The 12,462-nt window shown below is 44.5% G+C and carries 14 protein-coding genes; 3 read left to right on the top strand and 11 right to left on the bottom strand.

Going from position 1 to position 12,462, the window contains the following annotated elements:
* Positions 1-36 precede the first annotated feature (36 nt).
* Positions 37-828 (top strand): amidohydrolase, encoded by a 792-nt coding sequence (locus D1164_RS02920; protein WP_119348447.1) that lies wholly within the window; start codon positions 37-39, stop codon positions 826-828.
* 49 nt (positions 829-877) lie between these two features.
* Here the strand turns inward: D1164_RS02920 and D1164_RS02915 are convergent, their stop codons facing one another.
* The 5 genes from D1164_RS02915 to D1164_RS02895 form a co-directional block, all read right to left on the bottom strand.
* Entirely contained in the window at positions 878-1,660 is a 783-nt protein-coding gene (locus D1164_RS02915) for an MBL fold metallo-hydrolase (RefSeq protein ID WP_119348446.1), read from the bottom strand.
* A gap of 8 nt (positions 1,661-1,668) precedes the next feature.
* Positions 1,669-2,577 carry a P-loop NTPase gene (locus D1164_RS02910; protein ID WP_119348445.1) on the bottom strand — a complete coding sequence of 303 codons (909 nt, stop codon included), beginning with the start codon at positions 2,575-2,577 and terminating at the stop codon, positions 1,669-1,671.
* Between the two features lie 189 nt (positions 2,578-2,766).
* The gene (locus D1164_RS02905) at positions 2,767-3,660 is read right to left on the bottom strand and encodes a nucleotide-binding protein (protein WP_241558246.1); all 894 of its coding nucleotides are present in this window, start codon (positions 3,658-3,660) and stop codon (positions 2,767-2,769) included.
* 309 nt (positions 3,661-3,969) lie between these two features.
* Entirely contained in the window at positions 3,970-4,311 is a 342-nt protein-coding gene (locus D1164_RS02900) for a NifB/NifX family molybdenum-iron cluster-binding protein (protein ID WP_119348443.1), read from the bottom strand.
* 251 nt (positions 4,312-4,562) lie between these two features.
* On the bottom strand, positions 4,563-4,883 hold the full coding sequence (locus tag D1164_RS02895; protein WP_119348442.1) for a NifB/NifX family molybdenum-iron cluster-binding protein: 321 nt from the start codon (positions 4,881-4,883) through the stop codon (positions 4,563-4,565).
* Between the two features lie 227 nt (positions 4,884-5,110).
* Between D1164_RS02895 and D1164_RS02890 the strand changes: the two genes are divergently transcribed.
* Both D1164_RS02890 and D1164_RS02885 read left to right on the top strand, forming a co-directional pair.
* The gene (locus D1164_RS02890) at positions 5,111-5,314 is read left to right on the top strand and encodes an ISAon1 family transposase N-terminal region protein (protein WP_119348441.1); all 204 of its coding nucleotides are present in this window, start codon (positions 5,111-5,113) and stop codon (positions 5,312-5,314) included.
* A 100-nt stretch (positions 5,315-5,414) separates the two neighbouring features.
* Complete coding sequence (locus tag D1164_RS02885; protein ID WP_119348440.1) at positions 5,415-5,660, top strand: hypothetical protein; 246 nt, start codon at positions 5,415-5,417, stop codon at positions 5,658-5,660.
* Positions 5,661-5,815: 155 nt separating this feature from the next.
* Here D1164_RS02885 and gnd read toward each other — a convergent pair whose 3' ends face one another.
* The 6 genes from gnd to D1164_RS02855 all read right to left on the bottom strand — a co-directional run bounded on the left by gnd (position 5,816) and on the right by D1164_RS02855 (position 12,396).
* Positions 5,816-7,270, bottom strand: coding sequence for a decarboxylating NADP(+)-dependent phosphogluconate dehydrogenase (gene gnd / locus D1164_RS02880; RefSeq protein WP_119348698.1), 1,455 nt, complete (start codon positions 7,268-7,270; stop codon positions 5,816-5,818).
* Positions 7,271-7,478: 208 nt separating this feature from the next.
* Positions 7,479-7,622, bottom strand: coding sequence for a GIY-YIG nuclease family protein (locus tag D1164_RS24180; RefSeq protein ID WP_206610903.1), 144 nt, complete (start codon positions 7,620-7,622; stop codon positions 7,479-7,481).
* 42 nt (positions 7,623-7,664) lie between these two features.
* On the bottom strand, positions 7,665-8,795 hold the full coding sequence (gene pdxB, locus D1164_RS02870; protein ID WP_119348439.1) for a 4-phosphoerythronate dehydrogenase PdxB: 1,131 nt from the start codon (positions 8,793-8,795) through the stop codon (positions 7,665-7,667).
* A gap of 5 nt (positions 8,796-8,800) precedes the next feature.
* Positions 8,801-9,814: a Gfo/Idh/MocA family protein gene (locus D1164_RS02865; RefSeq protein ID WP_119348438.1), complete on the bottom strand. Its 1,014-nt coding sequence runs from the start codon at positions 9,812-9,814 to the stop codon at positions 8,801-8,803.
* Between the two features lie 75 nt (positions 9,815-9,889).
* The gene (locus D1164_RS02860; RefSeq protein ID WP_119348437.1) at positions 9,890-11,176 is read right to left on the bottom strand and encodes a lactate racemase domain-containing protein; all 1,287 of its coding nucleotides are present in this window, start codon (positions 11,174-11,176) and stop codon (positions 9,890-9,892) included.
* Between the two features lie 137 nt (positions 11,177-11,313).
* On the bottom strand, positions 11,314-12,396 hold the full coding sequence (locus D1164_RS02855; RefSeq protein WP_119348436.1) for a PfkB family carbohydrate kinase: 1,083 nt from the start codon (positions 12,394-12,396) through the stop codon (positions 11,314-11,316).
* Positions 12,397-12,462 lie beyond the last annotated feature (66 nt).

Here is a 12,462-nt window from a genome sequence, read left to right as displayed (position 1 = left end):
AGGTGGTTTGTCAATAAGTTTGATAAATTTGCCTGAATGGAAACGTTAAAAGTCACATTGGTACAGCCCGATATTATTTGGGAGCGTGCGACGGCAAATCTGGAGCATTATTCTGAAATGCTTGCCGATGTAGATGAAACAGATGTCATCGTTTTGCCTGAAATGTTTACCACCGGTTTTTCAATGTACCCGGAAAAGCTGAAGGAAAGCATGGCCGGACCATCGGTTGAGTGGATGAAAAACCTGGCCCGGGAGAAAAATGCAGTAGTTACAGGCAGCCTCATTATTGACGCAAATGACGAAGTTTACAACCGTTGTTTGTGGGTTTTTCCGGAAGGGAAAACGGAGTATTACGATAAGCGTCATCTGTTTACCATGAGTGGCGAACATTTGCAGTATGCGGCAGGAAGCAAAAGGTTGGTTGTTGAATACAAAGGCTGGCGGTTTTGTCCGTTGGTTTGTTATGATTTGCGTTTTCCGGTGTGGAGCCGCAACACCGTAAATTATGATGTGCTTTTGTATGTCGCCAACTGGCCCGCACCCCGTCATCATGCCTGGAAAAGCCTGCTGGTAGCTCGTGCCATTGAAAATCAGGCGTACTGTGTGGGGATAAACAGGATAGGAAAAGATGGAAATGGTCTGGACTACCAGGGAGATTCAGCGTTGGTGGATCCCAAAGGATTTGCCTCTTTTTTGGGCGAAAAGGAGCAGGTAAAAACATTTGAACTTTCGTACTCCGGTTTGCAGCAATTCCGGAAAAAATTTCCGGTTTTGGAGGACGGAGACAGTTTTACGTTGGATACACCGAATTCCCCTGCGCCGGACTGAATCATCGGGTCTCCCGGAACAGAAGATTTTATTCCGGTTGCTACCCCTTTTACAATTCCAGTATCATTCCCGTTTTCAGTTGCCGGGTGTGAAATTTATTGTAGAAAGCTGCCAGAGCGGGTAATTCCGTGCAGTGAGAAGGAAATACCTTTTCAATTTTGTTTTGTTTGAAATAATCGATAGTCAGCTGGGTTTGCTGATTCTGTTCGTTCAGGTGGAACCCTCCCAATACTGCTTTTACCTGTGAAATGCCGGTTGTTTTTTTTGCATGTTCCGTAATGTTGCAAATACCGGAGTGAGAGCAGCCTGTAATAACAATTAACTGGTTGTTGGATATTGCCGCCAGGGCCGAATCGTCAGGCACAAAGTCGTCGTTTTGGGAATCATCTGCAAAAGAAGTAGTTTGGGCTTCAAACGTATTTTTGCGTGGAACCTGACCAAGAAAGTATAAGTTTTCCGTCAGTTTTAACGGAATTTCAGTTTCAGCTAATTCGAATTTTTTTTTGAGTTCTGCTCTTGAAAGAGACAACCCTACCGGAGAGAAATCGCGTTTTCTGAAGCGCCGGATAAATGCTCCCGGGTGGCTGACCAATTTTTTATTTTGAAGGAATTGCAGCCCGTCGCCATGATCCCAGTGGCCGTGACTAAGCACAACCGTTTCTACTTCCGTTTGAATATTGATTCCCATTTGCGAAGCATTTTTCAGAAATACATCCGAGTGCCCGGTGTCGAATAATATTTTTTGGTCGTCGATTTCGATGAGGTATGAAAGGCCGTGTTCGGCGAGGAATTTTCCTCCGGCGGTATTTTCTGTTAGAACAGTTATTTTCATTGTGAATACTATTTGGCCCCGGCAGGGTTTGGAACTCTGTCAGGGGCGGTAAAAGATACTATTTTTTGCCAGATTGATTCCATCTCTTTGCTTACTTCACAATCCGGCGCGTACTCAGTAATTGTTTGGCCGCCGACCATTGCGTCAACCAGTCGCGTATCGAAAGGTATTTTGCCAAGAAGCGGAATGTCGTTTTCAGACAGAAAACGTTCAATACGGGCTGTTATTTCGGCGTTGATGTCAAATTTATTGATGAGGGCGAAAACCCGGATGCGGAATGACTGCACCAGTTCAAACAAACGGGTGGCATCGTGCAGGCCGGAAAGCGAAGGTTCAATCACAAGCAGCACGGTGCCGGTACCAGTAACGGAAGCAATCGCCGGGCAGCCGATTCCCGGAGGACCATCGTTGATGATAAAGTCTGCATGGGTTTGTACGGCAATGGCTTTGGCCCTTTTTCTGATTTCAGTAACCAGTCTTCCCGAGTTTTCTTCACCAGCTCCCATTTGTGCATGTACCAACGGACCGAATCGCGTTTGGGAAACAAACCATTTGTTGTTGTTGAACTGTAACAATGTGACTGCCTCTTCCGGACAAATGCGTTCGCACAACCGGCAGCCTTCGCATTGAAATGGGTTTACTTCTGGTACCCCCGATGCATTCAGGTGGATAGAATCAAACCGGCAATATTCCATGCACAATCCGCAGATGGAACATTTTGAAGGGTCAATTTCCGCTTTACTTCCGCTGTCAAAATCATACTTTTCCCTGATTTCGGGTTCGAAAATCAGATGCAGATCAGCAGCATCCACATCGTTATCGCAAAATACGGCATTCCCGGCCATTGATGCAATAGCCGCCGCCACGCTGGTTTTTCCGGCTCCTCCTTTCCCGCTCAGTATGGTTATTTCACGCATATCTGTCTGTACTTTTGAATAGTCAATATTTGATACTCAACTTTCAACTAGTGTAAAGTCAAACATAAATTGTCTCGTGCTGTCATTTCGAATCTGAGGTACGAAGATGAGAAATCTCAACATTTTGGCAGATTTCTCCCTGCGGTCGAAATGACATTTTGAAGTTGACATGACCTTAGTTACTCTTCTTTACAGTCCTGTTCTCCCCGGTGCCGGGCGTATAACTTTTCCGATGATTTCCCGGTAAATTTGCTCCGTTTCTTCCGGAATATTTTTCAACATTTCCCCGGAAGCATAGCACGTTGCAAATTCTTTCGAAAACGGTATTTCTCCCAATAATTCAATCTTTTTTTCTTTTAGAAATGAATAGATATCATCGGAGCCCAGGCCGGCTTTGTTTATAATTATCCCAAAAGGTTTTTTTAGCTTGCCCAATAATTCCACGGTGATTTTTAAATCGTGTAGCCCAAATGGAGTAGGCTCTGCGACCAGAATAATATAATCGGCGTCAGAAACGGTTTCCACCACCGGGCAACTGGTACCGGGCGGTGCATCGAGAATAACCACAGCGCCGTTTTGTTCTATTTCGTTTTTTAGCTTTTTTATTAACGTAGTTTGCATGGCCGAACCCACTTTCAGCCGGCCTTCCAGCAAGTTTTTGTCTGCTCCCGTTTTATGCCTTGTGATTGTCCCGACAGGAAACGGTTTTTCTGTGATAGCCTTGTGTTTACAAGCCATCAGGCAGGCGCCACAGGAATGGCACAGGCTGGCATCTACCTCGGCAAATTTTTGATTGGGGACCACTGTAATGGCGTTGAATTCGCACCATTCCACACATTCTTTGCAGAAAGTACAAGCTTCTGTGTCAATTTCAGGAATCAATTGATAAACCGTTTTCTTTCCGGTTGGCTTCAACAATGGGAAAAACAGCATATCGTTAGGTTCTTCCACATCACAATCAGCCAACACGACCTTTTTATCTGTGTGTTTCCCTATAAAGTGATAAAGATGCACCGCGACGGTTGTCTTTCCGGTTCCACCTTTTCCGCTTGCCACCGCAATTTGCATGAAATTGTCCTCCACTTTAAATTTTGAGCCTGCCGCAAAATGTTATTAAAAAACATACAAGATTTTACAAATCTTTATCCGGTTGGAAAAAAGTATTTTATTGCGTTTCCTGATGTTTTGATTTTGTGGCATTCCACTTTGTATAGTTCCATATCTTTTGGTTAATGTTTTCGGAACAGGCAACGTCAAACCAATTCGAATGGTACCATTTTCCCCTAAATCGCATAAATTTTTATTTCCTGAACATTGCCCGACTTTTTTTTCGGACAGTGGACTCAGGTAAAAGGTAAGACCCGATTGCAAATCGGGTCACCCAAAAAGGGATTAGTGGTCGCAATAGTTGGCCGAAAATTCGATGGAACTTGTCAGGTAGCCGTTAACCAGTTCTTTTGCCTGTACTTTTGGGGCACCTACAAAAACATTTACTCCCTTCTGGTTAAAAAGTTGAATGGCGCGGTTTCCCATTCCACCTGCCAGTACATCGGTTACTCCCAATTCTGCGAGCCAGCCCGGTAATACCCCTGGTTCATGAGGTGGCGGCTGGATAATCTCCTCTGAAACAATTTCTTCTCCCTGCACTTCGTGCAACGCAAAATAGGAACAATGGCCAAAGTGTGAATCCAGCACTCCGTTATTGTCAATAGGAACTGCAATTTTTTTTGTCATGTGTAATCTGTATTAAAATTTTGAATCTGATAATTGTTATAACATCCTGTAGTAAGGCACAGGGCAATAGAGACTGCCCCGTGCTTTCAAACAGTATTAATCAGGTAGTTTAACTGTTGCCTCCATGTTTTTTACGTTAGTGTTTAAAGGAAAAGCACGCCTGCCTTGCTTGTACATCCAACCCGGAAACACATAATCCCGGAATTTGTCGGGACAAAAAATTGGGGGTGTATTTTTTTTCCTTGTTTTCTTCATTTTAGATTGAGCTTTTCAATAATACCACCCACTGTGCAGGTGCCTTCGTCCATGATGACCATCTGTATTTTTAGTTTTTCGAGCAACGTTTTTGCCTTTGGCCCGAAGTCGCCCGATATTACCCGTTCGGCTCCCAGCTCAGCTACTTTCTCAGCCATTCTGGTACCAGCCCCTCCGTTGATATTTATGTTCGCATTTTCCGTAAATTCAACATTTTTTGTTTCCGTATCGTAAAGGCAAAGCCAGGCAGTACGACCAAACCTTATATCGAATTTTGACTTCAGACTATTACCGGCAGACGTGATTACTAACTTCATAGCAATAATATTTTTAGAATTGACTCGTGAGATTTCCTTTGTGCAAATTTAGGAATAATGTTGGGAATTAAAATTTTTTATTGAACTAATGTTTGAAATTTTAATGTTGGGAGAATTCAAAATGAATTGAAATAAAGAACATAAAATTCCTTATTCTATCTGTGTTAACAAGATCAATGGCTAAATATTAATTTGAGGTGCTGTGTGATCATTTGTACCTTTCGGGGATGGAAAACACCAAAGAGGTCGTGTTGGATGGGGTCGGCAATCCAATAGAGTTACAGAGTTTTCCGCTAAAAGGCAAACCGGTATATTTAAAGCTTTACCGCCGGCGTTGGAAATACAAAGGTGAAAATAAGCATTACATCAACACCTATGATTTTAATCCACAGGGAGTAAAAGCAACCAAAGAGTTTGCGTCTTTTTTTTAAGCAGCTTTTGGACAAACTCCAGACCAATACAACCCCGATACTAAAACCTGAAAATATTGGTACTGACATGGCCATTGATGAAAAATAAATAGGAGAAGAAATGCACACTGTATTGTCCAACCGTGAAACCGGTAAGATTGCTCTTCTGACCAGAAGATTAAAAGCAAAGGAACTCAGTATGCTGACTACTCATTTTGAAGGGAACGGATTTGAAGTTAAAACCATAACCCGCGACCTGTCGCACAGTTACGACTGGTTCTGCCGTACAGCCTTTCCCAATGCAGGCCACATAGCCGGCAAGTTCCAGAACTTAAGGATAATTTTTTTAATTCGCTTAGCAGCTTAACTAATTAGCGCATAAAAAACCAATGCGCACTAAGTGGTTTCAAAGTATTCGCTAAGCGTTTTCAACCGCTAAGTGTAAACAAAAAAACCGGCCTCTTAAAAGACCGGTTTCCTATATGAATTACGCGCAAAACGTTTCCAACCGTTAAGCGTATTTTAAACGTTGTAAGTTGATGACGCTGTGTCTCCACCGCGGCCTGTCCAGTTGGTATGGAAGAATTCACCGCGTGGTTTATCGGTACGTTCGTAAGTGTGGGCACCGAAATAGTCGCGTTGTGCCTGCAGCAGGTTGGCGGGCAGTCTTTCGGTACGGAATCCGTCGAAATAGCAAAGTGCCGAAGTGATTGCCGGAACGGGAATTCCATTTGACAATGCGGTTGCGCTAACCCTGCGCCAGCCTTCCTGAGCTGCTTCCACTTTTTCTTTGAAGAATGGATCAAGCAGAAGGTTAGGCAGTTCAGGATTTTTGTCGAACGCCTTTTTGATGTCGGCCAGGAATGCCGAACGAATGATACAGCCTCCGCGCCACATAAGGGCAATGCCACCGTAGTTCAGATTCCAGTTGTATTCTTTTGCGGCTTCCATCATCAGGTTGTAACCCTGTGCATAGGAGATGATTTTTGCTCCGTAAAGGGCCATTTTTATATCATTGAGGAACTGTTCACGGTCACCTTCAAATTTTGATTTCGGACCATTAATTACTTTTGAAGCCTGTACACGCAGGTCTTTTTGTGCCGACAGGCAACGGGCAAATACTGATTCGCCAATGAGCGTCAGCGGAATACCAAGATCAAGGGCTGAGATACCAGTCCATTTTCCTGTTCCTTTCTGTCCGGCTGTATCAAGGATATAATTTACGGTTTCTTCGCCATTTTCATCTTTGTAACCCAGGATGTCGCGGGTAATCTCAATAAGGTAGCTGTCGAGTTCTTCCTCATTCCATTTTTTGAATGCTTCGTGCATTTCAGCGTTGCTCATTCCCAGTAAGTCTTTCATCAACTGGTATGCTTCGGTGATAATCTGCATGTCACCGTATTCGATTCCATTATGAACCATCTTTACGAAGTGGCCGGCACCGTTTTCTCCTACCCAGTCACAGCAGGGAGAGCCGTCTTCTACTTTGGCAGCTACTGCCTGGAAAATTTCTTTCACATGAGGCCATGCATCAGGTGATCCGCCGGGCATCATTGAAGGCCCGAGCAAAGCGCCTTCTTCTCCGCCGGAAACGCCTGTCCCGATATACAGAAAACCTTTGCTTTCCACATATTCTGTGCGGCGAATGGTGTCAGGAAAGTGCGAGTTTCCACCATCGATAATAATATCACCAGGCTCCAGGTGGGGCATCACCATTTCAATAAAATCGTCAACTGGTTTACCAGCTTTCACCAGCAACATTACTTTGCGGGGCCTTTCGAGCGAAGCCACAAACTCTTCGATAGAGCGTGCGCCAATGAATTTCTTCCCGGCTCCGCGACCATCCATAAATTTGTCCACCTTTTCCACTGTCCGGTTAAACACTGCTACCGTGTAACCTTTACTTTCCATGTTCAATACCAGGTTTTCGCCCATAACGGCCAACCCGATTAATCCAATGTCAGCTAATTTTTTCATGTTATTCATTTTGATTATAATTTTTGAATTGCAAATTGTCATTCCTGCGAAAGCAGGAATCTTATCTAAATCTGCAGCCAAATCCCGCCATTCAGGATTCACCTTATTTATTAACTCATTTTTTCATTCCCGTTTCCACTTTTTTAGTCTTTTTTCTCTTTTAATTGCATCGTTAATATATCTGAAGTGTTCAAGATATACCAGTTTTTCAGCATTGTATTTCGTTGAAAATCCTTTTTTTACTGTCTTTATGTTCTTCCAGCCGTCTTTTTAAATTATTGGTCACTCCAATGTAAAGAACTTTATTCCGTTTATTAGTTACAATGTAAACGTAAAAGTTAAAATTTTTCATGGCGCCAGTTTGATGAGTTTCCTGCTTTCGCGGGAATGACAACTATTCTGAAATATGAAATCCTAATTTTAGCAATTTTAACTTTATTGTTTCTTCCACATTTTTGACTTTTATAGTGTACGTGGCAAACTCCCTTCGCACCGGGTAATCTCCCCTTAGTTTTTCAAACTGTTGCGGGTCTTCACGGAGAGCTTCATCGTCCGTCTCAATGTCATAGGTAGAAAGTATAGCTTCTGCCAGGATGGAATACTCACGCCGCTGATTGCCGTCAATATGTATAACTGTTTTTTCGGGAAGCTCTACGTTTTTCGGTTCCCAGTCGTCAATTCCCAAATTAAAAAAACGACTGATAGCCTGAACACTCATTTGGGTCCCGTTGGCTTTCCCGTCTTTGGAATAGCCTGCAATGTGGGGCGTTCCGTAATCGGCCAGTTTCTGTAATAACTCCAGATCAATGTCGGGTTCGTTTTCCCAGCAGTCAACAATACAACCGGAAACCTTTTCCGATTTTATTGCACTTTTGATTGCTTCAGTATCGAAAACCTCTCCCCGGCAGGAATTGATGAGCAGCGGCTTTTTTTCAAGGGATTGAATAAAATCATCAGTAACGAGGTGGAAGGTGGCATCTGCCCCCTTCATATTCAGCGGTACATGGAATGTAATAATGTCTGCTTCTTTTTGAATTTTTTTTATGGAAACAAATTGTTCCCCACCTTCAATCCGCTCACGTGGCGGGTCGTTCAGCAGCACTTTCATGCCAATGGTTTCGCAGAGCCTTGCCACTTTGGAGCCCACATGGCCTACTCCTACAATTCCGATGGTTTTATCTTTCAGATCAAACCGCTTTTTCATGGAGTAAGAAAACAATGCCGAGGCAATGTACTGGTTTACACTTTCCGCATTGCAGCCCGGCGCGTTGGTCCATTCAATGCCTGCCTGTTTACAGTATTCCGTATCGATATGATCATACCCAATGGTGGCGGTTGCAATAAATTTTACGTTCGACCCTTCCAGCAATTCCTGGTTGCATTTGGTGCGGGTACGGGTTACCAGTGCATCCGCATCCTTTACCACTTCGGGGGTAGTTTTGCTTCCGGGAAGGTAAACCACCTCAGCAAATGGCTCGAACGCCCCGCGGATATATGGTATTTTATCGTCGATTATAATTTTCATTTCTTTTAGCTATTGGACCTGTGCGGTTCATAATAGTTTTTTACCATTTCATCCAGTACGCGGCTTGTGCGGGCGCCAGATACGCCTGTGCTTACGCATTTTCCTGTCCCGCGCAGCTCATCTACCACTTGTTGTACCAGGTTTTGGGAGATATGCTCCGGGTTGCTGAACCCCATTTCTACTATCCCGTCATTTGAGTTGATTTTGACGTTGCCATGCGTGAAACAGGGAAAGACAATGGTTCCTTTTTCTCCTGTAATGGTGATTTCATCCTTTTCCGAAGACTCATCGCACACAAAACACCAGCTTCCGCTGCCGGTGACTCCCGATTCATGTTTCCAGGTTCCAACAACAGTATCTTCTGCAGGGTAGAGGCCAGCCATATTTGATGCTATTCCGGACACCTCCTTTACCGGGCCCAACAAAAAATCGAGGTAATCGAACTGGTGAGATGCCAGGTCGAAAAAATGGCCACCTCCGCTGATTTCCGGAAAAACATGCCAATTCATCTCTTCAGGCTTCGAGCTTTTTTCCGTCGCCGGCTTATGCAGTTTAATATTTACCAGCAACGGTTTCCCAATCGCATCCGACTCAATCAGTTCCTTTACCTTCAGAAAGGCGGGTAAAGTTCTGCGGTAGTATGCGGTCCAGATGGGCATTCCGGTTTCTTCTGACACCTTCAGCATTTCGAGGCATTCGCTGTAATTCCGTGCCATCGGTTTTTCCACATACACCGGTTTCCCGGCGCGCATAGTTTCAATGGCATACCGGGCGTGGGAGTCGGGTGGGGTAGCAATGTACACCGCATCCACTTCCGGATCGTTGATAAGTTCCGAGGCATCGGAAAACCACTTTTGCACGTTGTGCCGGTGTGCGTAGTCTGCTGCTTTTTCTGCATTTCGTCGCATAACGGCCACCAGCCGGGAATGTTCGATTTTATAAAAAGCGGGTCCGCTTTTCTTTTCTGTCACATCCCCAACGCCGATAATGCCCCAGCGGATTGTATTGAGTTGTTTCATATTGAGAGGTCTCTGTAACCGTTTTTCCGTGTTGTCAATCTCCCGAATCGTTATTCAATCTACGTTCAATCCTTACTAATATTCGAACCTGTCTTTGAAGGCCCACAAGCCAATCGCAGGATTAGAAATGTAGAAAATTTCCTCTCCGTCCGGCATTGTGTTAAAGCCATCTTTCATTTTCTCCGGATTGTATTTTTTCATTACTTCGTCGATATCGGCATAGTTAAAACCAACACCTTCGATTTCCTGACGGGTCAGATTTTCCTTTCCTTTTCCCGGACAGTAAGTAATGCTGAACCGTCCTTCGGAAGAACCGTGAATTAAGTGAGCTGCAGCACTGAGGTTGCCACGGAGATCTTCATTTTCTTCCACCATTTTCAGGGTGTGTGGCGTTCCCAAATATCCATATTTTCGGATGAGCCTGTCAATCTCCTTGTCTTCTCCAAATTCCATAAGCGCCGGCGCCAAAACAATCAGTTCACCGCCATTGGCCAAAGCCATCCGGGTGCGGTACACACTTTTATTTCCCAGCCAGGTACTTTTAAATTCGGTGGGGTCCAGCCAGACAATCACTTTTTTTAATGGTTCTTCCACCATCTTAAAGTTAACCTGAAGAGAGAGCTTCGCGGCCTTGTCAAACACATTGAAATCGTCGCCGATAAAAAGCCCGTAGGTTTGCAGTTTGCCTTCTTCGTTCAGTCCCACAACAGTTTGAACATAGACAATGGGAAGGTGCGATGCAAAATGTTCTGACGCATAGTTGAAAATTTTTCGTACGGGCGTATCAGCGCGGCCCATCATTTTTTCCATGCCGTATGCCGCCCCAATGAAGTGGCTTTTGTTGATGCCCTCGGAACCACCGGTTCCCACAAAAATATTTTTGTTGTAGTTGGCCATTCCAACCACTTCGTGGGGTACCACCTGCCCGATAGAAAGAATAAGGTCGAAACCCCCTTCTTCCAACAGTTTGTTTACCTGTACCGGCCATTCATAATCCACGGCACCCTCAGAAACTTTTTTTACATATTCGGCAGGAACCATTCCCAGGGTAAGCACATCGTTGCGCCAGTCGTGGTCCCGGAAAAGATTCCGGGGGGTACTGCCAAACATGTGACTGATTTGAGGATCAGTCATTGGCGTATGCGTGCCAAGCGCCGGCAAAATATCCGTCAGTTTATCCCCCAAATATTGCCAGGCAAATTCGGTCAGTTCACCGGAACGTGATGGCAACCGGGTATAATCTGGCGGAATGGCCAGTACCTTATTCTTTTTTTCAATTTTATCTAAGGCTTCAAACAATCCTTGTTTCAGATCTTCTGCTGTTAGAGCAGTGTTTATTGAGCCTTTTTCGTAAAGTATCATTATCTGTATTTTTATGTATCGAAATAAAAGGAGAGAGCAACAGAAAATAGCAGGCAGTTATACTGAGTAAAAACACAGTTTCATTCTACTGAATGAAGACTGCCTGCTACTACAACTAACTGATAACTACTGTCTGTTTACCTCTTTACCCGTGCATTTCCTTTCCAGATACTCCAAACCATTTCCTCGTCGGCTGGCTGGGCATAATCTGTAAGGAAAGTAGCGGCCATGGCTCCGGAGGCCCATCCAAACTGCGGCCATTTTTCCGGTTCCCAGCCTTTTAATATTCCGTAAAGCAATCCGCCTACGAAACCATCTCCACCGCCAATGCGGTCGAGTACATTGATTGTACGTGGTTCAATCACCTGCCAGTTATTTTCACCTTCCAGCATAATCGCTCCCCACAAATGCTCGTTTACGCTTACCACCTCCCGCAAGGTAGTGGTAAAAACCGATGCATTAGGGAATGTTTCTTTTACGCGGTTAATCAAACCTTTGAACCCTTCGATTTTAGCTTTAATGCCTTCGCCTCCAGCTGGAGGTCCTTCAATACCAAAACAAAGCTGAAAGTCTTCTTCATTTCCGATAAGGATATCAGTAACCGAAGCAATTTCAGTGAAGTTTTCGCGGAGCTCCTTTTCACGGCCTTTCCAGAATGAGGCGCGGTGGTTCAGGTCGAATGAAATTTTTGTTCCGTGTTTTTTTGCCGCCCGGGCCAATTCAAGGCAGAACTGGCTGGTTTCGGGAGAAAGTGCCGCAATCAAACCTGAAATGTGAACAATTTTAACGCCTTCTTCCCCAAAAATCCGTTCGAGATCAAAGTCTTTTACATTCAATGTACGCCCCACTTCACCTGCACGGTCGTTTTGTACACGCGGTCCGCGGGAGCCAAATCCACTGTCAGCAATGTTGAACTGATGCCGGTATCCCCAGGGATCTCCCTGTTCTACCTCCGGGCCTTCGTAATCCATGTGGCGCGATTTCAGGTTGCTTTTGATAAACTGTGCTACCGGGCTTCCTTTTACAAAAGTGGTTAACACTTTCACCGGCAACCCGAGGAAAGATGAAACACTGGCTACGTTTGTTTCGGCGCTGGTAGCCTGCATCATATACATATTGCTGCTATGCACCGGCTGCCCGTTTACAGGCGTTATTCGCACCCCCATGCTTGTTGGCACCAGTATGGAGTATTTGGCATCATTTTTTAATTCTAAGCTCATTTTATTTACTTTTTAAATCATTGTTAAAGGTTCGTTTGCGTTCACGGTTTCAGACTGAAAAGAAGG

The organism is Mariniphaga sediminis (assembly GCF_003573545.1).
GTDB lineage: Bacteria > Bacteroidota > Bacteroidia > Bacteroidales > Prolixibacteraceae > Mariniphaga > Mariniphaga sediminis.
The sequence above is the reverse complement of the archived record's forward strand: the minus strand, read 5'-3'. Positions and strand labels throughout refer to the sequence as shown.

Coding starts and splice junctions, on each gene's coding strand:
- D1164_RS02915 (WP_119348446.1), bottom strand. CDS start 1,660: ATGAAAATAACTGTTCTAACAGAAAATACCGCCGGAGGAAAATTCCTC.
- pdxB (WP_119348439.1), bottom strand. CDS start 8,795: ATGAAAATTATAATCGACGATAAAATACCATATATCCGCGGGGCGTTC.
- D1164_RS02885 (WP_119348440.1), top strand. CDS start 5,415: ATGCACACTGTATTGTCCAACCGTGAAACCGGTAAGATTGCTCTTCTG.
- D1164_RS02895 (WP_119348442.1), bottom strand. CDS start 4,883: ATGAAGTTAGTAATCACGTCTGCCGGTAATAGTCTGAAGTCAAAATTC.
- D1164_RS02910 (WP_119348445.1), bottom strand. CDS start 2,577: ATGCGTGAAATAACCATACTGAGCGGGAAAGGAGGAGCCGGAAAAACC.
- D1164_RS02900 (WP_119348443.1), bottom strand. CDS start 4,311: ATGACAAAAAAAATTGCAGTTCCTATTGACAATAACGGAGTGCTGGAT.
- gnd (WP_119348698.1), bottom strand. CDS start 7,270: ATGAAAAAATTAGCTGACATTGGATTAATCGGGTTGGCCGTTATGGGC.
- D1164_RS02860 (WP_119348437.1), bottom strand. CDS start 11,176: ATGATACTTTACGAAAAAGGCTCAATAAACACTGCTCTAACAGCAGAA.
- D1164_RS02865 (WP_119348438.1), bottom strand. CDS start 9,814: ATGAAACAACTCAATACAATCCGCTGGGGCATTATCGGCGTTGGGGAT.
- D1164_RS02920 (WP_119348447.1), top strand. CDS start 37: ATGGAAACGTTAAAAGTCACATTGGTACAGCCCGATATTATTTGGGAG.
- D1164_RS02855 (WP_119348436.1), bottom strand. CDS start 12,396: ATGAGCTTAGAATTAAAAAATGATGCCAAATACTCCATACTGGTGCCA.
- D1164_RS02890 (WP_119348441.1), top strand. CDS start 5,111: ATGGAAAACACCAAAGAGGTCGTGTTGGATGGGGTCGGCAATCCAATA.
- D1164_RS24180 (WP_206610903.1), bottom strand. CDS start 7,622: ATGAAAAATTTTAACTTTTACGTTTACATTGTAACTAATAAACGGAAT.